19 protein-coding genes are annotated in these 22213 nt (G+C 42.2%); 9 read left to right on the top strand and 10 right to left on the bottom strand.

Translation table 11 applies throughout. The features are described 5' to 3' along the window. Window positions 1-15 precede the first annotated feature (15 nt). Complete coding sequence (locus LN995_RS13485) at window positions 16-450, top strand: thiol-disulfide oxidoreductase DCC family protein (protein ID WP_229961610.1); 435 nt, start codon at window positions 16-18, stop codon at window positions 448-450. 127 nt (window positions 451-577) lie between these two features. Further along, window positions 578-1456 carry an ACP S-malonyltransferase gene (fabD, locus tag LN995_RS13490; RefSeq protein ID WP_229961611.1) on the top strand — a complete coding sequence of 293 codons (879 nt, stop codon included), beginning with the start codon at window positions 578-580 and terminating at the stop codon, window positions 1454-1456. Window positions 1457-1569: 113 nt separating this feature from the next. Here the strand turns inward: fabD and folK are convergent, their stop codons facing one another. Further along, complete coding sequence (gene folK, locus LN995_RS13495) at window positions 1570-2055, bottom strand: 2-amino-4-hydroxy-6-hydroxymethyldihydropteridine diphosphokinase (protein WP_229961612.1); 486 nt, start codon at window positions 2053-2055, stop codon at window positions 1570-1572. Next, entirely contained in the window at window positions 2048-2905 is an 858-nt protein-coding gene (locus LN995_RS13500; RefSeq protein WP_229961613.1) for an alpha/beta hydrolase family protein, read from the bottom strand. The genes folK and LN995_RS13500 overlap by 8 nt, the downstream gene beginning before the upstream one ends. Window positions 2906-3005: 100 nt before the next feature. Here LN995_RS13500 and LN995_RS13505 point away from each other — a divergent pair, with 100 nt between their 5' ends. Further along, on the top strand, window positions 3006-3983 hold the full coding sequence (locus LN995_RS13505) for a polyprenyl synthetase family protein (protein WP_229961614.1): 978 nt from the start codon (window positions 3006-3008) through the stop codon (window positions 3981-3983). 804 nt (window positions 3984-4787) lie between these two features. On the opposite strand, the gene LN995_RS13510 is transcribed toward LN995_RS13505, so the two are convergent. Then, the gene (locus LN995_RS13510) at window positions 4788-5963 is read right to left on the bottom strand and encodes a peroxiredoxin family protein (RefSeq protein WP_229961615.1); all 1176 of its coding nucleotides are present in this window, start codon (window positions 5961-5963) and stop codon (window positions 4788-4790) included. Between the two features lie 255 nt (window positions 5964-6218). Between LN995_RS13510 and LN995_RS13515 the strand changes: the two genes are divergently transcribed. Further along, window positions 6219-8489: an aconitate hydratase gene (locus LN995_RS13515; protein WP_229961616.1), complete on the top strand. Its 2271-nt coding sequence runs from the start codon at window positions 6219-6221 to the stop codon at window positions 8487-8489. A 104-nt stretch (window positions 8490-8593) separates the two neighbouring features. On the opposite strand, the gene LN995_RS22055 is transcribed toward LN995_RS13515, so the two are convergent. Both LN995_RS22055 and LN995_RS13530 read right to left on the bottom strand, forming a co-directional pair. Next, the gene (locus LN995_RS22055) at window positions 8594-11956 is read right to left on the bottom strand and encodes a S8 family serine peptidase (protein WP_317206955.1); all 3363 of its coding nucleotides are present in this window, start codon (window positions 11954-11956) and stop codon (window positions 8594-8596) included. Window positions 11957-12215: 259 nt separating this feature from the next. Further along, window positions 12216-12515, bottom strand: a complete 300-nt coding sequence (locus LN995_RS13530; RefSeq protein WP_229961617.1) for a sll1863 family stress response protein — start codon at window positions 12513-12515, stop codon at window positions 12216-12218. Window positions 12516-13135: 620 nt separating this feature from the next. On the opposite strand from LN995_RS13530, the gene LN995_RS13535 reads away from it, so the two are divergent. Next, on the top strand, window positions 13136-13567 hold the full coding sequence (locus LN995_RS13535; protein ID WP_229961618.1) for a response regulator: 432 nt from the start codon (window positions 13136-13138) through the stop codon (window positions 13565-13567). A gap of 63 nt (window positions 13568-13630) precedes the next feature. Here LN995_RS13535 and LN995_RS13540 read toward each other — a convergent pair whose 3' ends face one another. From LN995_RS13540 to LN995_RS13560, 5 genes are read right to left on the bottom strand one after another with little or no spacing between them, the layout of a single operon-like run. Next, on the bottom strand, window positions 13631-14989 hold the full coding sequence (locus LN995_RS13540; RefSeq protein WP_229961619.1) for a sensor histidine kinase: 1359 nt from the start codon (window positions 14987-14989) through the stop codon (window positions 13631-13633). A gap of 3 nt (window positions 14990-14992) precedes the next feature. Beyond that, window positions 14993-16039, bottom strand: a complete 1047-nt coding sequence (locus tag LN995_RS13545) for a SpoIIE family protein phosphatase (protein ID WP_229961620.1) — start codon at window positions 16037-16039, stop codon at window positions 14993-14995. Then, window positions 16029-16433, bottom strand: a complete 405-nt coding sequence (locus LN995_RS13550) for an anti-sigma regulatory factor (protein ID WP_229961621.1) — start codon at window positions 16431-16433, stop codon at window positions 16029-16031. Before LN995_RS13550 ends, LN995_RS13545 begins: the two co-directional genes overlap by 11 nt. Next, on the bottom strand, window positions 16426-16839 hold the full coding sequence (locus LN995_RS13555) for an STAS domain-containing protein (RefSeq protein WP_229961622.1): 414 nt from the start codon (window positions 16837-16839) through the stop codon (window positions 16426-16428). The genes LN995_RS13550 and LN995_RS13555 overlap by 8 nt, the downstream gene beginning before the upstream one ends. 3 nt (window positions 16840-16842) lie before the next feature. Next, window positions 16843-17715, bottom strand: a complete 873-nt coding sequence (locus LN995_RS13560) for an STAS domain-containing protein (protein ID WP_262910489.1) — start codon at window positions 17713-17715, stop codon at window positions 16843-16845. Between the two features lie 720 nt (window positions 17716-18435). Here LN995_RS13560 and LN995_RS13565 point away from each other — a divergent pair. The 4 genes from LN995_RS13565 (at window position 18436) to LN995_RS13580 (ending at window position 22165) form a co-directional block, all read left to right on the top strand. Further along, on the top strand, window positions 18436-19197 hold the full coding sequence (locus LN995_RS13565; protein WP_377470217.1) for a phosphoadenylyl-sulfate reductase: 762 nt from the start codon (window positions 18436-18438) through the stop codon (window positions 19195-19197). A 10-nt stretch (window positions 19198-19207) separates the two neighbouring features. Continuing rightward, window positions 19208-20107 carry a sulfate adenylyltransferase subunit CysD gene (cysD, locus tag LN995_RS13570; RefSeq protein WP_229961624.1) on the top strand — a complete coding sequence of 300 codons (900 nt, stop codon included), beginning with the start codon at window positions 19208-19210 and terminating at the stop codon, window positions 20105-20107. Between the two features lie 20 nt (window positions 20108-20127). Beyond that, complete coding sequence (locus tag LN995_RS13575) at window positions 20128-21384, top strand: sulfate adenylyltransferase subunit 1 (RefSeq protein ID WP_229961625.1); 1257 nt, start codon at window positions 20128-20130, stop codon at window positions 21382-21384. Window positions 21385-21616: 232 nt separating this feature from the next. Further along, the gene (locus LN995_RS13580) at window positions 21617-22165 is read left to right on the top strand and encodes a DUF4136 domain-containing protein (RefSeq protein ID WP_229961626.1); all 549 of its coding nucleotides are present in this window, start codon (window positions 21617-21619) and stop codon (window positions 22163-22165) included. Window positions 22166-22213 lie beyond the last annotated feature (48 nt).

The raw sequence follows: 22213 nt of genomic DNA on the forward strand, positions 1-22213 counted from the left end.
TAAACCAACATAAGAATGAAAAGAGAAAACTTGCAAGAGCTACAGGATATGCCAATTGTTTTTTACGATGGCACCTGTGGCTTTTGCCAGGCAAGTGTTCAACTTGTATTAAAACATAATAAGCATAAGGACCTGCATTTTGCAGCCTTACAATCCGGCCTTGCGCAAACACTTGTTCCTCAGCAGCAAGTGCCTGATCCTTTGCCTGATTCTATGCTTTTTTACGAGCATGGCAAGCTTTATTCAGAATCTGATGCTGCCTTAAGAGTTGCCAGATATCTCAACTTTCCATGGAGCTGGTTTTATTATTTCAAGTTTATTCCTTTATCTTTCCGCAATTTTGTGTATCGTATTATAGCAAAGAACCGCTATAGCATAGCTGGCCGTACAGAGGCTTGTATGCTGCCGACGCCAGAAGAAAGGATTCGGTTCATAGATGTGAACCTTTAATTGTAAGGTGCAGTCAGGCTGTAAGAAGTATGCTTCTTGTAATGAGAATATTTAGAAGGATAAATTGAGCTGTAACTGATTGTACTTCTGAAAAAGGAATAAATACTTAACCAAATACATATATTACATGAAGGCATACGTTTTCCCGGGCCAGGGTTCCCAGTTTGTGGGTATGGGCAAGGAGCTGTATGAGCAGCACGAAGAAGCACGCCAGTTATTTGATAAAGCCAATGAGATTCTGGGCTTTAACATTACTGAGATTATGTTCAGTGGCACTGATGAAGAGCTAAAACAAACAAAAGTAACACAACCAGCTATTTTTCTGCATTCTGTGGCTCAGGCTGCAGTGGCAAAAGATTTTGAACCGGAAATGGTAGCCGGCCACTCACTGGGAGAGTTCTCTGCCCTTGTAGCTAGTAAGGTTTTAAGCTTTGAGGATGGCTTGCGTCTGGTGGCTAAAAGAGCATTGGCTATGCAGGCCGCCTGCGAAGCAAATCCATCTACCATGGCGGCTATTCTTGGATTATCAGATGAGAAAGTAGAAGAGACTTGTGCTTCTGTGGAAGGAGAAGTAGTGGTCGCTGCAAATTACAACTGCCCGGGCCAATTAGTAATATCCGGCTCTAATAAAGGGATTGAAATTGCTTGTGAGAAAATGAAAGAGGCTGGTGCCAAACGCGCGCTTCCTTTGCCAGTAGGAGGTGCTTTCCACTCGCCGCTTATGAAGCCTGCCGAAGAAGAACTGGCAACAGCTATTGAGGAAACTACTTTCAGTAAAGGTATTTGCCCGATTTACCAGAACGTTGATGCTAAACCTCATACTGACCCAGAAGAAATTAAACAAAACCTTATTAAGCAATTAACCGCTCCTGTTCGCTGGACACAATCGGTGCAGCAAATGTTTGCCGATGGCGCTACACTTTTTGTAGAGTGCGGTCCCGGGAAAGTTCTGCAAGGTCTTGTGAAAAAAATTGAGCGTACTGCAGAAGTCAGTTTAGCGGAGTAATATCATTCAGTATATAAGTTGAAACAAGTACTTTCTCAAGCTATAGTTCGGGGAAGTACTTGTTTTGTTTAAGCAATGCTTAGTGCTTTATTCGTTACTTAGAGTGCCTCCTTTTATTCAATAAATTCTTTCACTTCCAGATTGTCTTCGCACTCTTCTAACAGTTGAGTAGCACTTTTGCTTAACACTGGGTGCATCAACTCAGGAGCTATTTCCACTAAAGGTTTCAGTGTAAAACGACGGTGTTGCAGTTGCGGATGGGGAATAGTCAGGCGCTGTGTGTGCAGTATCAGGCTGTCGTAGAACAAGATATCTATGTCTATGACACGGGAGCCCCAATGTTCCAGGCGTACGCGGCCTAGCTCATGCTCAATTATGTTTATCGTTTGCAGTACCTGTTCCGGAGAAAGCGCTGTCTTTACTTCGATTACCTGGTTCAGAAAGGCAGGCTGATCTGTTTTGCCCCAGGCTGCCGTTTCGTATAGTTTGGAGCTTTGTAGTATTATACCTACCTGCACTGCTATGTGCTCACGAGCCTGCTGTAAAGTGGAGAAGCGGTCTCGGAGGTTGCCTCCCAACAATAAGTATACTTTAGGCATACCTCTGAAAAAAGTTTATAGTAAAGTCGGCTGCATTACGCGCAGCTTCAGGTAAGGTGTTTTCTTCGTAAGGATGTTTACCTCCAAATGAATGATTTGCTTCTGGTAGCAGATGTAACTCTGCATCTGGTTTCCAGCTTTTCAGGTCTTTGGCCACTTGTGCCGGAACTGTTTCGTCCTGTTCTCCATGCAACACAAGCAATGGTTGGAACATCTTCTTAATTACCTCTGGAATGTTAAGACGTGATTCATTTTCATAATAATTTTCCACAATCTGGTAATATAATGGCATTTGCTGACCAGTACGGGAATTAGGAATCCACTGTACACCATCCTGCTTCCACTGTGCCATTTGTTCCTCTGTCCAACGTTGGTCAAAGTCATTGACACCTGCCCAGGTAGCCAATGCGCGTACACGGGAATCTTCGGCTGCTTTTAATATAACAGAACCTCCGCCACGGCTGTGCCCAATCAGGTACAGACGGTCAGGGTTTAGCTCCTGTGGTTGTATGGGGCTCTGCTTGTCATTTAACAGGTCGATGAGTGCTTTAAGGTCGTCCAGCTCCAGCGAAAAGTTATTGTTCCCAAACGCTTCCAGGTCATGTACATCTGAATAATTTTCTACAGTAGTTCCATTGTAGGAAAAGTTGAATTTCACAAACACAAAGCCATGTTCTGCGAAGTACTGTGCCAGCAGGTTAAAATGCCCCCAGTCTTTGAATCCTTTAAAGCCATGCGCAAAAATAACAATAGGCTTTGGTTGGCCGTCGGCTACGTAAGTGGCATCGGCAGTGAAATTCCGTCCATGCTCAGGGTAAACTACAAAGTTAGTTTTTAATGTATCAGACATATAATGATAGATAATTTGTGAATTAAGGTAATTAAACGCCGTTTTGCAACACTACGTTTGGAAACCATTGCTACACCTTGTAATATTGCGCTCTTAACACATGAGCATCAGCCTAAAGGATATACAAGCGCCCATTGCGCCCGAAATGCAGCTTTTTGAAAAGAAGTTCAGGTCTTCTATGAAGTCTAATGTACTGCTTTTGGATAGAATAATGAGCTACATTGTAAAGCGTAAAGGCAAGCAGATGCGCCCGATGTTCGTTTTTTTTACTGCTAAACTTTTTGATGAAGAGTTAGCAGATGCTACATATCGCGGGGCTGCTTTAATTGAACTACTACACACGGCCACACTGGTGCACGATGATGTAGTAGATGATGCTAACTACCGTCGGGGTTTCTTTTCTGTTAATGCTCTCTGGAAAAACAAGATCGCTGTACTGGTAGGGGATTACCTGCTCTCTAAAGGTTTGCTTTTGTCGTTGCACAACGACGATTATGATTTACTGAAGATTGTATCGAATGCGGTGCGTGAGATGAGTGAAGGAGAACTTTTGCAGATTGAAAAAGCACGCCGCCTTGATATTACCGAGGAGGTTTATTTCGATATTATCCGCCAGAAAACGGCTTCGCTTATTGCCTCTTGTTGTGCTGTTGGAGCAGCTTCTACCGGGGCTTCTAAAGAAGAAATAGAGAAAGCCCGCTTGTTTGGGGAAAAGGTAGGAATTGCTTTCCAGATAAAAGATGACCTTTTTGATTATGGCACAGCCGAGATTGGAAAGCCTGTAGGCATCGACATCAAGGAAAAGAAAATGACGCTGCCACTGATACATGCTTTGCGTGAAGCTGACTGGCTAACCAAGCGCCGCGTAATTTATAACGTTAAGAATAATAACGGTGATAACAAGCGGGTGCAGCAGGTAATTGATTTTGTGAAGCAGTCAGGAGGTATTGAGTACACGGTGCAGTTAATGAATAAGTATCATGCAGAGGCGCTGGCTATATTAAAAACTTTTCCTCCTTCCCCTTCCAGAACTTCTTTGGAAAAACTTATTGCTTATACAATTGAGCGGGAGAAGTAAGTTTAATTTAAACTTAAACCTTATCTGTTTACTGTTTCTTGGATGTTATTTTGATAATTAATTGCTTAAGTTCTTTCTTTAGCTTTCATAGTTAATTTTTATCCAGTAAGGTTTTACCTATTGTTTTATAGTGTTTGTGTTCTCCTAGGCTAAGTAAGGAGCCTGTATCAATAGAGGCCTTTCTTTTCTTGTTTAGTATTATTTTACTAAACCTGCCATTCATTTAAGAGGGTGCTAACCTAACATGTGCTGAAAGCTGTTGGCTTACAGGACAGGAAGATATAGATAGCAGGCCTTACAACTCTTAAACTAACACAAGCATAGTACTTAAATGTGCAGCAGTAATCTCAGCATCTGAAGTTTCTGTAGCGAACAGCCGAGGTCTGACTTCTTCTTTGTTTTATGATTGCTGTATAGGAAATGCAAGTACAATTAGCTTAATTAGAAAGCTTTGTAGGTACTGGGCTACCTGACCCCTGGCCAGTATGAAGAATGGTTATACTAACAAAATATGGATGCCTAAGAAAAAGCCTCCACTAAACTATTGCAATTCCAGGTAGTTGGCGAATAAGATACAGGTTTTACAAAATAATGTCTACTCCCAACACAGTACAGGCTTTATACTCGGCTGCACCTTGCTTATCTCACGAACCTGTAATTTTAAATTGAAGAAATAGCCTATGGTGTATGTACGCTTTGATAAGTTGTATAAATAACCAGGAATATAAAATTAAAGCATCAGGGGCTACTGTTTTCAGTAACCCTGATGCTTTAAGCTCATGTGATTAAGTGTAGTTACAAATCTTATTTCTCTGCCAGTAACTCGTCCATTGTCTGGTTGAACTCTGTTACCCATTCTTCATAATACTGACCGGTACCAGGTCCTGAGAAACCTGTGTGGATTTTGCGAACCTTACCTTGCCTGTCTATAAAAATAGTAGTAGGGAAAGACATGACATGATTTAAAGCAGGTAGTGCCTCTGCCGCCGCTGCCTTATCTGAAACTCCGGCAACCAAGATGTCATAATTTACATCGAGGCGATCTTTCATTTGCTTTAAACGCTTACTGGCGGCTTCAAATTGTGGGCTGCGTTCAAAGCCAAGCCCGATAATTTCCAGCCCGCGTTCTTTGTTCTTGTCGTAGTATGGAGCCAGAAATTTAGTTTCGTCCATGCAGTTAGGGCACCAGGAACCTAGCAATTGAACCAGTACTACTTTGCCCTGATATTTAGGATCTGACAAGGATACTTGTGTGCCTTCCAGGTTTGGGAAAGTGAAAGACAACTCCTCATAACCTTCTTTTAAATAGGTTAAAGTATCAGCATCAGCTAGCTTGGCATTGTTGTTGCGTTTGGCTGTCCAGGTTTCGTAACCAGTTAAACCGGAATAGAACTGGCCTTGTAGCGTACTGTCGCCGCTTGGCTTTGCTGTAAACAGAAAGGCATGGTTTCCGTCAAAAGCTGACAACCTTAGTTGCTCGCCATCTACCTGCCCGGCTAAATAACGATAGTCACCTGTTTCAGTAAGGAAAGTGCCGTTTGCCTGGTTGCCGCTCTGTTCAAAAACACCAATGGCATTATAGCTATTTCCTTCATTGTCTGAGAAAACAACTTCCCATTTGCCATCGAAGTTATAGCTTGCAGAAGCAGGATTAGCAGCAAAACGACTATCTTTACCATGTTCAGCCGTAAAAGGAATAGAGTAAGGAGTTTGTGTGTCATTTTTTACAAAGCGGCCTTCCATTCTGTCGCCGTTGGCTTTAGCGATTAAATCGGCATCAAAGATGTGCAAACCAATTTTTACTGAGTCGCCTTGCTGCTGAATGTCGTCGAGCAAAATACGTTCTTCTCCATTTATAAGATAGAGAACAGTCTGGCCATCTTTTTCTTTAGCCTGCATTAGGAAGGGAATTTCCTGGTTTTGAGCCTGTAGGCTTACACGCCAGTTACCTTCCTGTATTGTGTTATCTGTAGATTCCATGGAGGTACAGGATGTAAACATTTGCACAGTAGTTAAAGCTAAAAACAAAATATGCTTTAATGGTGTATTAAGAAGATAATATTTCATGAAACAAAATTAGAATATGTAATTGGAATAACCACATTATTTAGAATGTGTTTGCATTAGCCACTGTATTGCATTCCTTTGGCCTAAATGTTGTTCCAATTATATGATACTTTGTATATTTGTAAACTTCATAAAGAAGCATTAAAAATAACTAACAATAGCAAAACTATGGCATTTGATTTAGAAATGATCAAGGCAGTTTATGCCGGCATGGCCGAGCGTGTTACTGCTGCCCGTAAAGCAGTAGGCAGACCGCTTACCCTAACTGAGAAAATTCTGTATTCGCACCTTTACGATGGTACAGCAACGCAGGGTTTCGAACGAGGCAAGTCTTATGTAGACTTTGCTCCGGATAGGGTAGCTATGCAGGACGCTACGGCACAAATGGCCTTGCTTCAGTTCATGCAGGCTGGAAAGCCTAATGTGGCGGTTCCTTCTACCGTTCACTGTGACCACCTGATTCAGGCAAGAGTAGGCGCTGATTCAGATTTACAGGATGCCTACAATGAGAACAAAGAGGTTTATGATTTCCTTGCCTCTGTTTCAAATAAATATGGTCTTGGCTTCTGGAAGCCAGGTGCTGGTATTATTCACCAGGTAGTGCTGGAAAACTATGCTTTCCCTGGCGGTATGATGATTGGTACTGACTCTCACACACCGAACGCAGGTGGTTTGGGTATGGTAGCAATTGGTGTTGGTGGAGCTGATGCAGTGGACGTGATGGCCGGCATGCCTTGGGAACTGAAATTCCCTAAAGTAATTGGTGTGAAACTTACTGGTAAAATGAGTGGCTGGACTGCACCTAAAGACGTAATTCTTAAAGTAGCAGGTATCCTGACTGTAAAAGGTGGTACTGGTGCCATTGTAGAATACTTTGGCGAAGGCGCTGAAAGCCTGTCTTGTACAGGTAAATCTACTATCTGTAACATGGGAGCAGAAATCGGTGCAACTACTTCTTTATTTGCTTACGATGAGAAAATGCGTGCTTACCTAAATGGTACTAAGCGCGAAGAAATAGTAGAACTGGCTGACCAGGTAGCTGAGCACCTTCGTGCAGATGACGAAGTGTTTGCTGATCCTGCAGCTTACTACGATCAGTTAATTGAGATTGATCTTTCTACATTGGAGCCGCACATCAATGGTCCTTTTACTCCGGATGCAGCATGGCCGATTTCACAGTTTGCTGCTGTGGTAAAAGAGCACAACTGGCCGGCTAAACTGGAAGTAGGTCTGATTGGTTCTTGTACAAACTCATCTTACGAAGATATTACCCGTTCTGCTTCTGTAGCAGCTCAGGCGATAGAGAAGAAGCTGGTTGCGCAGTCTGAGTTTACCATTACGCCTGGTTCAGAACTGGTACGTTACACTACAGCGCGTGATGGCTTGTTGGATACTTTCACAGAGATGGGTGGTGTTGTATTGGCTAACGCTTGCGGACCTTGCATCGGTCAGTGGGCACGTCATACGGATGATCCGACTCGTAAGAACTCTATCATCACCTCATTTAACCGTAACTTCGCGAAGCGTAACGATGGTAACCCTAACACACACGCGTTTGTGGCTTCACCAGAAATTGTGACTGCTTTAGCCATTGCCGGTGACCTTACTTTTAACCCGCTTACAGATACGCTGACTAACGAAGAGGGTGTAGCCGTAAAGCTCGATGAGCCAGTAGGAATTGAGTTGCCTTCACAAGGCTTTGCCGTGGAAGATGCCGGATATATAGCACCTGCTGTAGATAGCAGTAGTGTAGAGGTAATAGTAGATCCGAAATCTGATCGTCTGCAACTACTGGAAGGTTTCAAACCTTGGGAAGGAACTGACCTGAAAGGCCTGAAACTGTTGATCAAAGCACAAGGTAAGTGTACTACCGACCACATCTCTATGGCTGGTCCGTGGTTGAAATACCGTGGTCACCTCGACAACATCTCTAACAACATGTTGATTGGTGCTATTAATGCGTTCAACAGTGAGTCTAACAGCGTGTACAACGACATGACCCGTGGTTATGACACAGTGCCTGCTACAGCGCGTACATACAAAGCTGCTGGTATTGGTACTGTAGTAGTAGGTGACGAAAACTATGGTGAGGGCTCTTCTCGTGAGCACGCTGCTATGGAGCCACGTCACTTAGGTGTTCGTGCCGTTATTGTGAAGTCTTTTGCACGTATTCACGAAACTAACCTGAAAAAGCAAGGTATGCTGGCGTTAACATTCGCTAACAAAGCAGATTACGACCTTATTGAAGAAACTGATACGTTCGACATTATAGGTCTTGAAAACTTTGCCCCAGGTGAGCAGTTGAAAGTTGTTCTTCATCATAGCGATGGTACTCAGGATTCATTCCTGGTGAACCACACTTATAACGAAGGTCAAATTGGCTGGTTTAAGGCTGGTTCAGCTCTTAACCTGATCCGTCAGCAAGAGCAAGGAGCTTAATGAGCCGATGAGCTTGTAGTGAAAGCACTGCATAAATAAAAAGAGAAAGCCTCGCTATTTATTAGCGAGGCTTTCTCTTTTTATTTATGCAGTAGCTACTCGTTTTAGTTTTGACTTATTAAAATACGCTTGATTAGAGTGGTGCTGCTATAGGTGATGCGGGCATAGTAAATTCCGGGTGTCATCCCCTCTAAATCAACTGTTACTGTAAGAGCATCTTTAAATTTGATCTTTGGATATATGGCTTTTCCTGTTGCGTCTAAAAATGTTATTTCGGGTGTTTTTCCTGCAGGGCCGTCTTCAAGTAACTCAATATTAACATAATCTAAGGCAGGATTAGGATAAAGTACTACGACTTTGCCTGTATTAACAATAGTCTCAGCAGTAATAAGTGTATCAGTAGCAGCCTTTTCCAGCACTTCAATTGTTTTAGTTATAGATGTGTCAGTGCAGCCCAACTTGTCAGATACTGTTAACGTAACCTGGTAAGAGCCTGGTTTTACAAAGGAAAAAGATGGGTTCTCTTCTGCAACAAAGTTGACTTCATCAAAAGTCCAGCGCCAGTTCTTACTGAACTTGCTCTGGTTGATAAACTGAACAAGTGAGTCAGGGTATATTTCCTCTGTGCTGGTTTTGAAGTCAACTACTGGTTTAGCCGGGAAAGAATAAACTGCCTGAGCTATCTCACTTTCAAACACTGAATCTATACTAGCTGCGTAAATGGTTGTTTCAGTCTCTAAGTTATTTATAGTGTAGCTGGCTCCAGACCCTATTAAAGTTTCTTTATTTTGATCAGCATAAAAATTGAATGTGGAGCCTTGTTCTGGTGCCCAGGTAACGTTGCTGCCAACACAAGCTGTATCGGCTATGGCTAAGGGAGTGGCACTAGTTCTAAAGCTTCTGTACTTTTGCTGTGCGGCTTCAGTATTATTTTTTAGGCTTGCAAGGTTGTCAGAGGCCAGCAATGCGAAAGCAATTACTTTGGTTTTGCCAGGAGCCAGGTTACTAAAAGCTCCTCCAACTACATGCGATACATCATTGCCTGAAGAGCCTCCTGCCTGCCTGCGGGCGATACCTCCTGATAAAACAGAAAACTTCTCTTCTGTACTGAAACCATCATCAATATCAAACTGGTAGTTATCGTTCTTTATAAAGTTGTCTATAGCATAATAAATTGGTGCATCATCTGTAAGAAGTGCAAGGCCTGCATAAGGGTGAGGTTTATCTATATGGTAGACATAGCCTAATTTATGCGTTTCATCCCAATCGGCGCTATTTAGTAGGTATTCCCTGTTCTCACCAATGTCCCAATCAGCAAAAACTCCTGAGTATAGGTTCCTGAGAGTGTCTGGTGTAATGTTCTTGATATGATACTCCAGAATTATAAAGTCTTTAGTGATATCTTCATTCCAGGCATAAGCTATGTTCTTTACTTCAACACCAACCTGATCTTCTATTGTGTAATCATCATGCATTACTGCCCTGGCTTCCTGTGTTGCCAAAGCAGTGTTGGTATAGAGGCTAGCCAGGCTTGAAGGAACGAAGTCTTCATCGTTTATGAAATTCTCGTTTCGGACATTATCAGACACACGACCAGGCTCTGAAGCAACCATTAAACCTCCTTCAAAGAGTAACGAGACAAGGGCTTTCCTGAACCTTACACCTGAACCCTCATAAAGATTTAGTCCGTTATACCCTATATTACCTTTACTGTTTATGGTCACCTCCAGGTTATTGGCATTAAGGGTAACATAATCAACGTTTATAGGTAACTCAAAATGTTGATAATCAGTATAAGTGCCCTCACTAAAGCCCAACCGGAAAGCTGCTGTACTGTTAAAGGGAGTGTCCTTAGCAATAGATATAATGAAAGGTGATTGCGAATTATTGGCAGTGCCTAATGTTGGGATACTTCCTAAGGATGCATTTCCCTGCACAATAGTTATATAGGGAGAGCTGCTTGTCAGGCTGACAGTAAGGTTTTTGGTAGGGGAGAGGTAGTTTATAAAACTGGCATCTATAGTTACGGTTTTATCTGCATGAGGAGTTGCATTACTGCTAAAACCAAACTGAGTGCAGCGGACTGCTATAAGATCAGCCTGCTTTAATGCCCGTTTCATATTAAGGCGCCCTTTCCCAAGCTTCTCAATATAAGGTTTATTCTCTTCGAGGTGGTAAATGTCATCTGCGCTTACCCTGATGCGCTCCATTACCTGGCTGGCGTTCAGCTCCGGATACTTTGAACGTACCAGTGCAGCGGCACCTGCTACGATAGGGGCTGAGTAAGATGTACCTGATCCAATTAAGTAATGGCTATCATTTGTTGAACCTATCGTAAGCGTCTCCTTGCCTGGAGCACATATGTCTATTTTAGAGTTATAAGTGAAGTCAGGATGTTTGATGTCTGCAGATGTAGTACCTCCGACAGAGAGTACGTTATCATAGGAAGCAGGGTAAAAGTTCAGGTCGCCATGGGTATTACCCGCAGAAGCAACAATAACGACATCCTTTTCCAGAACCGCATAGTTGATAACATCCTGTTCCATTTGTGAATATAATCCGCCTCCCCATGATAAGTTGATGATTTTGCAGCCTTTATCTGCAGCATATACTATAGCTTCGTATCCTGCGAACCTGCCAGAAGCCTTGCTCGGGAATATCTTTATCGGCATGAATTTAATATTATAACCAACCCCTGCCATGCCTTTTTTGTTGTTGGTAGCTGCTGTGGCTAAACCAGCTACAGATGTGCCATGACTTGGTGCTGAGAGCGCGTTCGGAGATATATCGTTATCGTTGTCGGCAAAGTCCCAGCCCCAATAGTTATCTTCAAAGCCATCATTATCATTGTCTATGCCGTCGATAGGGTCTGCATAGTTTAATTTGGCTTTACTTTTTAGCTCTTCATGAGAAAGCCTGAAGCCTGTATCCAGAATGCCGATGATTACATTGGTGTCTCCTTGTTCTACTGCCCAGCCTGTGTAGGCATCAATCAATTTCAGGTAATACTGAGCTGTAATAGTTGAGTCAGCAGCCGGGTCATCGGGTTGATGAAAAGGCTCACGCTGATAAAGAGGCTCTACATAAGCAACCATGCCCGTTGCCATTAACTCCTGTTTTGCCTGCTCAAAACTTATGTTAGTGTTGTACTCGATCTGGTATATCAGAGACAAATCAACAGTTGCACTTTTTGCCCTGCGTACATTGGTGGGTGCGGTGACATGGGGGAATTTTTGCTGCACATTTTGTGCCTGCAAATTAGCAAGAGCTTTGTCTAAGTTTGATTTAGCTCCTTGTAAGCTGCGGAGACCATTACCATCTTGTGGTTTAAGTTTATATACTAGTGTGTAAGGTATATAGGATTCTGTAGATTCCGTTTCTGGCCTGGCCTTTACTGGTCGTTGGGCCTGAGCAGAAAGTATTACAGCGAAAGCAACTAAAATGCTTAATATAAGATGGCGCCGCATAGCTATATTTGTAAAACAATAATTAAATAAAATATGATTAAACCTATTTGGGTGAAATAGTCTTATTTTGTTTCAAATATAGCTTAAATATGAGAAGTTAAAAGGAAATACTTCTAGTTGTTGTTTAATTAATTGTTTTTGCTAGATGCACCATTAAGATGTTGTATAATTCTTGTGTTGCTTTAAATATGATCTGATTTTATTATTGAAATATATAAAGATGTAAAAAGCCCCGGCTTTAATACCGGGGCTTTGTTGATTACTTGAAAATCCTGTTGATTTCATCTTTGAGTTTGTCCAAGCCATCACGCAGATCTTGCCATGTACTGTGGTTGTCATCTTTTGCATCTGCCATTTTAGAGGCTATCAGCTCGCGTTTTTTTTCAAGGCCCGCAATATGCTCATGATAGGTGTGGTTAGAGTCAGCAGTAGTGGCATGTGCTCTTCCTTTAAGGACTTTGATCTTACTGTCTAACTCATCAAGGCTTTTTTGAATCTCCTCACGGGTAAGGTGATCGGGTGCCCGCATATGTTCTGGGTTTACTGGGTAACTATCCATAAATGTTTGTTTATAGTCAGGTTAAACATGCGTTTTAAAGGGTTTAGTTTTAGTAAGTACTCAAAAAGCCCCTAAAAGGATTTTATGAGCAGTATGGAACATATGAGCTTATTTGAATTTAAAGAAAATCTAAATAAGAGACTTATCGCACTTTTGCTGTTTACTTCTGAGAACCAGAAGATAAACAACTGCTACACCTTAAGAGGAGGTAGTTGTTGTAAAGAAGTGCTATGGTTTTTGTAGGTCTTTTAAACTTGTACAAATACATACCTTAAATTATTGCAAAAGCTGAGCATTTAGGGTATTCTGACACTGGAGAAGTGGTAAAGCAAGAACTGTCTTGTCATTTACCTTTTAATACCTACAATTAGATAAACCTGAACAAGCTAAAGAAAAAGCTATTCTGTTTAAGGAACAGAAGCTTTATGATTCACATTACCAAAATGAGAACCATGAATATATATTATTGATTATTAGAGAAAAGTAATATATTGGAACGAGAAATTTGTTATTTGCGTTATGTCTCCGATATTTACAAAGTCTAAACATATAACATGGGGTTTGCCAATTCGGAAGCTTTTCTTAACTGGTTGTAGCAAACTATTAGATGGAACTACTTCATGATTCAAGAACAGATTCAGCTTGATTTGGTGATGTTGGTAGATGATGACGATACTACCAATTATCTAAACCATAGACTGCTTAACGAGATGCAGATTGCCAAAGAAATTTTGGTTGTAAAAAATGGAAGAGAAGCAATAGATTATCTTAGCCAGACATGCGGTTCCCCTGCTGCTGATAAAAAGTGTCCGGACCTAATCTTCTTGGATATTAAAATGCCTGTAATGGATGGCTTTTCTTTTTTAGATGAGTATCAGAACCGTGATTTAGATAAAGGTGATCATTTGATTATACTGATGCTTACCTCTTCTGCTAGCTTTTATGATCTGGAGCGTTTAAAGAACTACAGCAAAGTTAAAAAGCATTATTCAAAAGCACTTACCAAGCATGACATTCGTGAAATTATGGACGAGTATTTTCAGAAAAAATAAAACCTGATTTTCATAATAAAAGAGAGACCGCAAGCACTGTAGTAAATGCTTGCGGTCTCTCTTTTATGGCTGTTGTTCTGCAATAAGTTCAGCGGCAGGCCAGGTAAAGTTAAACTTACTGCCACGGCCTTCTGAATTAACCCAAACCTTGCCTCCTTTCTCCATAACTATCTTTTTTATGATTGATAAGCCAAGGCCTGAACTGTCTGGGCGGGAGATAATATCACCCATTTCGTACATATCAAAAATCTGCTGCTGTAGCTCTTTCGACACACCGGGCCCATTATCCTGCACACTAAACTCCAGCCAACTGGTTTTGAGCGTACATTTAATTTCAATAATTGCCTGCTCCGGCTGGTCGTGATACTTTATAGCGTTGCCAATAATGTTGCTGAACACCTGGTAGAGGTACACCTCCTGCGTATAAAGCGTAGGAAGTTCAGGCTGTAATTTAATGGTAAAAGACGCAGGTATCGAAAGGGATGTAATAACCTGGTGCAGGAGTACCTGTACATCCACAACATGCTTGGGAATATTATTATGATGGCCAGCCAATGAGTAAGCAAGTATGCCTGTTATCAGTCGCTCCATCTTGTAAGTTTGCTGGCGCAGCAGCGGGAAAACATTATTAGCTTCTGCAAGGTCATTTGCCTCTAAACAAGCCTCCAGCACAGTGGTTATACCATTAATGTTTTGTAAGGGTGCCCGCAGGTCATGAGACACGGTATGTGCAAAGGCATCAAGGTCTGTGTTTATTTTTTGCAGTTGGTTGTTCTTTTTCTCTCGTTCCTCCAGCAGGTCACTAATTTCATGGTTAGACTGTTGCAACTGCATATTAAGGCGCCTGATTTCCTGAAGCTGCTGATCGGCTTCCAGATTACGGAGCCGTAGCTCTTCCAGTAAATCCAGCAGTTTCATGTTTTGCTTTTTAATCTCTGCATAAGGAGATATATCAGCCTCCTGTTCAAACTCCCGTATCCATTCGTCCAGAATAGGCTTGGACAGGATAGGAGCAGTTGCCGGAATTTTCCTGCGAAGTGTCACACGGGTTCCCTTCTCATACTCACTCTCTATATTAAAGCTGTCAACAAGCTTCTTAGAATTTATGATTCCAGACCCTTTGCCTCCTGTATTATAATGTGGGCGAGACAAAATGTAATCAATGTTTCCTATTCCTCGCCCTCGGTCAGAAATGAGTGCCTCTAAGTATTTTATTCCGTTATCCTCAACAATGTTAAACTGAATGTTACCATTACCCACATGTTCTATTACATTACGGCAGATTTCAGAGACAGCCGTAGCAAATTTTGTCTGGTTACCTACGGCTATACTTAGTCGCTCAGCAAGTTGCATGGCCCTTTTGTATGCGAGCACTACATCCAGCTCATTATTAATGCTTATTTTAAGTATTGTACGCTGCATGTGTTATACCTTGGCTTTGCATACCACTACCAGGGTATCATCGGTTTGGCGGCTGTTATCTTTATAAATGACAGATGCAATAGTAGTAGGGTGGTGCCGCTGCAGGTTTGGGTATTTTGCCAGATCCCACCTTGATTTTAAACCGTCAGAGTGAAGAACAAGTAGCTTGTTCCGCCCCCAGTCCAGTTGTTGATTATTTAATGTGTTTGGTACATTGTGCCCTAAAATTCCATTGTATGAAATAATGCTCTTATAGGGAGAGTTTATGGAAGAGCCGTCTAATGAAAACATTTTGCCTGCAATATTACCTACACCACAATAGGTGATGCGTTGTGTGTGGATGCTAATGTCGGCCCGTAAGCCCACTGCGCCACGGGTACGTTTTATCTGGTTATGGATATCGCGCAGGGAGTTAGCTGGGTCAATATTTGGATGTGATATGAAAGACGTTGCAGCTTGCTGTGCCGCCTCATTGGCATGTGTGCCGTGGCCCAGGCCATCCAAAGCCAGTAAATACATATTAGGGCCTTGTTCCACTAAAGCAAAGCCATCACCGCAAATGCGTTCTGTCGGTTTAGGCACTATAACATAGCCAACCTCAACTTTAGCTGACACTGCCTCTGCAGAAACAGTTTTACGACCTTTGTTTACCCTGCTTAATAGAACAGTACCCAGGCTTGGGTGAGAATACAGGTCAAAAACATCTGACTGACGTTTGATAGCTCCCAGCCCCTCACCAGCTGTACCCGATGTAGATACGCCATCTTCCATCATGCGGATAGGGTCGCTTATGCCGGGGCCATTGTCCAGGCAAATTATTTCAAATGCCTCATTGTTATATTTGGTGCCCACAGGTTTAACCAATAGCTCGCCTCCTGTGGGGGAATGTTTAGCGAGGTTAGACAACATCTCTGAAATAATAATGTTTATTTTGCCTACCTCGGTGGGTGAAAACTGATAACCTTCTGCAAGTCGAGTGATGTCGCGTTTCACCATACTTGCAAAACTCTTTTCAGGTATTAAAAAGCGTTGGTGTTGATTAACGTCCATTTTTCCAATGAATTACTGTGACGGTAGTGCCTTCGCCGAGCGTACTCTTTATATCAAATTCATTTACAAGTCGCTTAGTGCCGGGCAAACCAAGGCCGAGGCTTTTGCCTGTCGAGAAACCATCCTGCATGGCTTGCTGCACATTGGCAATACCCGGGCCTTCGTCAATAAAAGTTAATCTTACGCCAGTTTGAGCATTTTTGCTTATAATTTCAATGAGAACTTTTCCTCCGTTTGCATATTTCAGCATATTCCGCACTAATTCGCTGGCAGCCGTAATAAGCTTTGTCTGGTTTACCAGGCTCATGCCTATTTTTGCTGCGTATTCGCGAACTCTGTTCCGGAAAGGAACGACATCCTGTTCTCTCACGATTTGCATCGTGTCTTTAGTCATTACAATCATCCGGCTCTTCTTCTTGGTCGTCTTCTTCCAAGACGTCGATAATGCCTATCTTATTATATAGTAAGTCCATGCCTTTTTCCACATCAAGGGCAGTATACACCCCCTGCAACGTAAGGCCAAGTTCTACTAAGGTAATAGCTACGGCAGGTTGCATGCCTACTACTACTGTTTCAGCATCCATAATGCGCGACATAGAGGCAATGTTGCCAAGAATGCGGCCCATAAAGGAATCTACAATAGTAACTGCCGATATATCTATTAACACTCCTTTGGCGCCTGTTTGGCTAACCATACTAATCAGGTCATTCTCTAAGGTAAGGGCCAGCCTGTCGTAAAGGTCCACTTGTATAGTTACTAGCAGGAATGGACCCATCTTCAGAATCGGTATTCTATCCATCTTTTACTTCATCAACTTAAAACCCGCGTTTCTGTTTATTTTTCTAACCTCAACATTGGTCATGCTGAAGGCAAGTTGCAAAGCACTGGCAAGTGTTGCTTTTGTTTTTATGTTTGACAGGTCTATACCCAAATGCACTATTGTCTGTGCAATTTCTGCACGTATTCCGCTTATGATACACTCTGCCCCCATCAGGCGAGTAGCACTTACGGTTTTAATTAGATGCTGAGCTACCAGAGAGTCTACGGCTGGCACACCTGAAATATCCAGAATGGCAATGCTGCTGCCTGTGTTTACTATTTCCTGTAGCAGGTTCTCCATTACAATTTGCGTACGGGCACTATCCAGCGTACCTATAATAGGCAAAGCAAGAATACCATCCCAAACACGTATAACAGGTGTTGATATCTCGTTTATTTCGTCAGTTTGTCGGAATATTACTTCTTCGCGCCCTTTAATGAACGTTTCAAAAGTTATCATAGAAAGGCTGTCCAGTACTGAGTCCGTTTTGCGGGTTTCCTGATATAAGGCGCCAGGATCATCCTTTAACTCTTCTTCCAGTACTTCGTTTACCGCCTTTTTCAAACTGATGACATACTGCCCTGTTTCGCGTGGCGAAAAGCCCTGACGAGCACGCGTAATAGAAATGTCATTCAGTATTTCTATTACCTGATCATAATCTGAGGAATATACGTCATCGAAATTGCCGGAATTAAAAGCGCGTAAAAGTGCCGTTAATAATTCATCTGACTGGCTTCGTAGCTCATCATTAGACATTAAGTCGTCACGAAGTGCCGCATCAGTCAGTTGGTTTTTCATCCAGGTTTCTATAATTCTTTGTCTGTGTTTTTGTAAATGTTGTGCTGTTGTGCTCATGATTAGCCTTGTAATGACTCTGCAAATTTGCTGTTAAAGATTATGTCTGGTAAAAAAACAATAACGAGGACTATTTGTGCGGAATAACCCTGAGTGGTAAAGTTACACATTTCTACACTTAATCAGGGTGGTTTAAATAATTTATATAGCTACTGTTATTTTAACTAAGTTACTTAGGCATCATTTTGCTATTGCGGTTTACGTTGTAACAATGCCATTATGCTATCCTGGGAATCAGCTTTATGAGTTCTGTTGTTTCCTTAAGGATGTTTTACAACAAAATAACATGACCTATAGCAGGCTTTCTGAGTAGGCTATTGTGCAGCGCCTTCTTATTGTTGCTATATCAGCCTATTCTGGAAATCCAGAATAGTAGATGAGTTGTTTAGGCTGGAATTATAAAATACTCCGAAGCTATTTTTATTTGTATAATATTGTTTGTCAGTTATTTGTATTTATACGTATTCTGGTCTTGCATTTAATGGATGCATTTTACTTATTCTTTGAATACTTTTGTAACAACATTTTATGAATGTGTATTGAATAGAATTCCAGGAGGGTGCATAGCCTGTACATAAAGAAAAGTTTAAACAGGAAACTTTAGAGACTGTTTTTTTCTTTATAAATGGGACGAGTTAGTTTGTAACCCTCTGCTTGTTCGTCGCTGAAAAATAATAGTTGTTTTTAAATAAGTGGCAGCAATTTTGAGGATTCTTAAATATGGATAACAAGACGATAATGAATCAGTCTAATATTATAGATGAACTGCGTAGCGAACTGGAAGGCCTTTCTGCTGTAGAAAGTCTGGGCCTGTTAGCGCAGAGATTTCCGGGTAAAGTAGTGTTCTCCACTGCCTTGGGGCAGGAAGACCAGGTAATCACACATATGGTTGCTAAAAATAATATTCCTGTTAATATCTTTACCCTGGATACAGGCCGGCTTTTTAGTGAAACATACGATTTGCTGGCAACCACTACTACTAAATATAAACTGAACATCAAGACATATTTCCCGGATGCAGAGCAAGTGGAAAAGTATGTTTCTGAAAAAGGTGTAAATGGCTTCTACAACTCTGTAGAAGATCGCAAACAGTGCTGCTTTGTGCGTAAAGTACAGCCCTTGAAAAGAGCTCTACAAGGTGCCCAGGTATGGGTTACAGGGCTTCGCTCAGGGCAAAGTGGCAACAGGCAGCACATGCACACGCTGGAGTGGGACGAGGGAAACCAGGTGATCAAATACCAGCCGATTTTAAACTGGTCTTTTGAAGAGATGATTAACTACCTGAAAGAAAATAAGGTGCCTTATAACTCGCTGCACGACAAAGGCTTTATTAGCATTGGTTGTGCTCCTTGTACAAGAGCCATTATGGAAGGCGAAGACTTAAGAGCCGGACGTTGGTGGTGGGAATCTTCTAAAAAAGAGTGTGGCCTGCACGAAAATCATTTTCAACAAAAAGAAACAGAACAGAAAGCAACAGCATAGTTATAGTATAATGAATAAAAATCACTTCCCACAGCAACTGGAAGACGAGGCCATCTATATCATTCGTGAGGTAGCTGCCCAATTTGAGCGTCCGGCGCTGCTATTCTCTGGTGGTAAAGACTCTATTACACTTGTGCATTTGGCACGTAAAGCATTCTTCCCGGCTAAAGTGCCTTTCCCTTTACTGCACATCGATACTGGCCATAACTTTCCTGAAACAATAGCTTTCAGAGACTGGCTGGTGAAAAAGTTTGACTTGCGACTGGAGGTGCGTTATGTACAGGACTCTATCGATCAGAAGAAGGCCGTAGAGGAGAGCGGTAAATACTCAAGCCGCAACACGTTGCAGACTATAACGCTGCTGGATGCCATTGAAGAGTTGAAATTTGATGCCTGTATTGGTGGTGCCCGCCGTGATGAAGAAAAAGCCAGAGCAAAAGAGCGTATTTTTTCCGTGCGGGATGATTTTGGTCAATGGGATGCAAAGCGTCAGCGCCCAGAGCTGTTTGACATGCTTAACGGTAAGGTTAACTTAGGCGAAAACGTAAGAGCTTTTCCAATCAGTAACTGGACGGAGCTTGATGTTTGGAACTACATCAGGAGAGAGAACTTAGAACTGCCTACTATCTATTTTGCGCATGAGCGTGAAGTATTTGAGCGTGATGGCATGATCTGGCCATACAGCCCATTTGTTTATAAGTCTGATGATGAGCAAGTGTTTAAGAAAATTGTCCGTTTCAGAACTGTGGGCGATATGACTTGTACTGCCGCAGTAGACTCTGAGGCTTCTGACCTGGAAGATGTAATTGGAGAGATTCTGGCTGCCACTATCTCTGAAAGAGGAGCCCGGATTGACGATAAAAGATCAGAGGCTGCCATGGAAAAACGTAAGCAGCAAGGCTATTTCTAGAATTTACCTTACCCAATACAATGGATATTTTGAAGATTACAACTGCCGGTAGTGTGGACGATGGAAAAAGCACCCTGATTGGCAGATTATTATACGAGACAAAATCAGTTACTGAAGATAAACTGGCAGCGATAGAAGCGGCCAGCCAACGTAAAGGGCTTGGTTTTTTAGATCTTTCGTTACTTACAGATGGCCTGATTGCCGAGCGTGAGCAGGGCATTACGATAGACGTAGCACATATTTATTTTGCTACTGCTAAACGCAAGTATATTATAGCTGATACGCCCGGCCACTTTGAGTATACCCGGAACATGGTTACTGGTGCCAGCAATGCACAGGTGTCGCTTATCTTGATTGATGCACGTAATGGTGTCGTAGACCAGACCTACCGTCACTTTTACATTGCTAGCCTGCTTCGCATAAAGCATGTTATTGTCTGCATCAACAAAATGGATTTGGTGGGCTTTAGCGAAGAAAGCTTTAATCAGGTGAAAGAGCAGTTTATGGCTTATGCAGATAAAGTGCGATTCGAAGGTCAGGAGATTGACTTTATTCCAATTTCTTCTTTAATGGGAGAAAATATTGTTACTCCTTCTGATGCGATGGCCTGGTATGATGGAGAACCGCTACTTAACCTCTTGGAGAATATCAATGTAGAAGCAGATCTGAGAGAATACCCATTCCGGATGCCGGTGCAAATGGTTATTCGGCCAATGAGTGAGCAGCTACACGACTACAGAGCTTATGCCGGTAAAGTGGCTTCTGGTAAAATAAAATCTGGGCTTGCCGTAAAAGTATTGCCTAGCGGCCTGGAAACACAGGTGCAAGCAGTAGAGCGTTTTGGTGAGTCTTTAACAGAGGCAGCACAAGGCGAATCTGTAAACGTGCTTTTAACAGATGATATTGACATTAGCCGTGGCGACATGTTAGCTGCAGCAGACGATATGCCTTCGCTAACAAAGCAGATAGCTGCTACAGTAACCTGGCTCGACCATACTTCACTTCGTCCTGGCCAGATGTTCCTGCTTCAGCATGGTGTGAACAGAGTAAAAGCAAAAGTTCTTTCAGTTACCAACAAGGTAGATGTGGCTAACCTTACCGAAACGGAGACTGTAGATGAACTGAAGCTAAATGAAATTGCGCAGGTAGAACTTAAACTGGCAAAAGAAATCTTTGCTGATACCTATGAGCAGAACAAGACCAACGGTGCTTTTATCCTGATCAGCGAACAAAGCAACAATACTGCAGGTGTCGGCTTTATTAAAGAGATTAGATAGAAGTTTTAGAGGACTTTTATATGAAAAACAGCCGGAAGGGACTAACCTTCCGGCTGTTGCTGTTTTAAAGGAAGCCACACTACCCCAGCAGGGAAGATGTAGGGAAACCTGGTGATGTGAGTTTTTCCTTTTATCCACATAGGCTTTAGTTGACGTATAGCATTTATATAGTTGTGAAGCATGTATCAACTCGTGCATAATGCTTCATTTTGCTGATTTACGTTAACTGAATATGAAACTGTACCTCCTGCTATTTTTTAATGTGCTGCTTTTTATAAATGTAAGCTGCTCTCCGCGTGTTCAGGTAAATACAGAGCCTGCCGCCGCAGATTTTCACTTGTCAAACTACCAGACCTTTGCTTTTTTTGATGTAGATGCTTCGGGAGAGGCCCTTAGTTCAGGTTATCAGCAACAGGTAGAGTACATGAAATCAGAGATTGCACAACAGTTGCAACGACGAGGCTTAACGCCAGCTACTGACCAACCTGATTTGCTTATTAATTTAGGTATTGTAGTAAACGAAGAGGTACAGACAAGGGAAACCAATATAGTAACTGACCCGCCGCAGTACATTGGACAACGTCGCTACACCTGGAGAAGCCGAGAAGTGGAAGTAGGGCGCTACAGGGAAGGAACTGTTTCTGTTCACTTGGTTGATAATGCTCAAAATGAACTGGTATGGAGAGGCACGGCAGAAGGGGTTCTTCCCCGGAAAAGTTCTGAAATACAAGAGCAAATAGCCGAAGGTGTAGAAAAGCTTTTCAGCAAAGTTCCGCAGTAGATAGCTTCAAAGCCATAAACTTTAATACTGATAAGAGAGACTAAAAGT

It is taken from the genome of Pontibacter silvestris (genome assembly GCF_020907275.1).
Lineage (GTDB): Bacteria > Bacteroidota > Bacteroidia > Cytophagales > Hymenobacteraceae > Pontibacter > Pontibacter silvestris.

Coding starts and splice junctions, on each gene's coding strand:
- LN995_RS13485 (WP_229961610.1), top strand. CDS start 16: ATGAAAAGAGAAAACTTGCAAGAGCTACAGGATATGCCAATTGTTTTT.
- LN995_RS13560 (WP_262910489.1), bottom strand. CDS start 17,715: ATGAGCACAACAGCACAACATTTACAAAAACACAGACAAAGAATTATA.
- LN995_RS13510 (WP_229961615.1), bottom strand. CDS start 5,963: ATGGAATCTACAGATAACACAATACAGGAAGGTAACTGGCGTGTAAGC.
- LN995_RS13515 (WP_229961616.1), top strand. CDS start 6,219: ATGGCATTTGATTTAGAAATGATCAAGGCAGTTTATGCCGGCATGGCC.
- LN995_RS13555 (WP_229961622.1), bottom strand. CDS start 16,839: ATGGATAGAATACCGATTCTGAAGATGGGTCCATTCCTGCTAGTAACT.
- LN995_RS13550 (WP_229961621.1), bottom strand. CDS start 16,433: ATGACTAAAGACACGATGCAAATCGTGAGAGAACAGGATGTCGTTCCT.
- fabD (WP_229961611.1), top strand. CDS start 578: ATGAAGGCATACGTTTTCCCGGGCCAGGGTTCCCAGTTTGTGGGTATG.
- LN995_RS13575 (WP_229961625.1), top strand. CDS start 20,128: ATGGATATTTTGAAGATTACAACTGCCGGTAGTGTGGACGATGGAAAA.
- LN995_RS13540 (WP_229961619.1), bottom strand. CDS start 14,989: ATGCAGCGTACAATACTTAAAATAAGCATTAATAATGAGCTGGATGTA.
- LN995_RS13530 (WP_229961617.1), bottom strand. CDS start 12,515: ATGGATAGTTACCCAGTAAACCCAGAACATATGCGGGCACCCGATCAC.
- LN995_RS13535 (WP_229961618.1), top strand. CDS start 13,136: ATGATTCAAGAACAGATTCAGCTTGATTTGGTGATGTTGGTAGATGAT.
- LN995_RS22055 (WP_317206955.1), bottom strand. CDS start 11,956: ATGCGGCGCCATCTTATATTAAGCATTTTAGTTGCTTTCGCTGTAATA.
- LN995_RS13500 (WP_229961613.1), bottom strand. CDS start 2,905: ATGTCTGATACATTAAAAACTAACTTTGTAGTTTACCCTGAGCATGGA.
- LN995_RS13565 (WP_377470217.1), top strand. CDS start 18,436: ATGGATAACAAGACGATAATGAATCAGTCTAATATTATAGATGAACTG.
- LN995_RS13505 (WP_229961614.1), top strand. CDS start 3,006: ATGAGCATCAGCCTAAAGGATATACAAGCGCCCATTGCGCCCGAAATG.
- LN995_RS13580 (WP_229961626.1), top strand. CDS start 21,617: ATGAAACTGTACCTCCTGCTATTTTTTAATGTGCTGCTTTTTATAAAT.
- LN995_RS13545 (WP_229961620.1), bottom strand. CDS start 16,039: ATGGACGTTAATCAACACCAACGCTTTTTAATACCTGAAAAGAGTTTT.
- cysD (WP_229961624.1), top strand. CDS start 19,208: ATGAATAAAAATCACTTCCCACAGCAACTGGAAGACGAGGCCATCTAT.
- folK (WP_229961612.1), bottom strand. CDS start 2,055: ATGCCTAAAGTATACTTATTGTTGGGAGGCAACCTCCGAGACCGCTTC.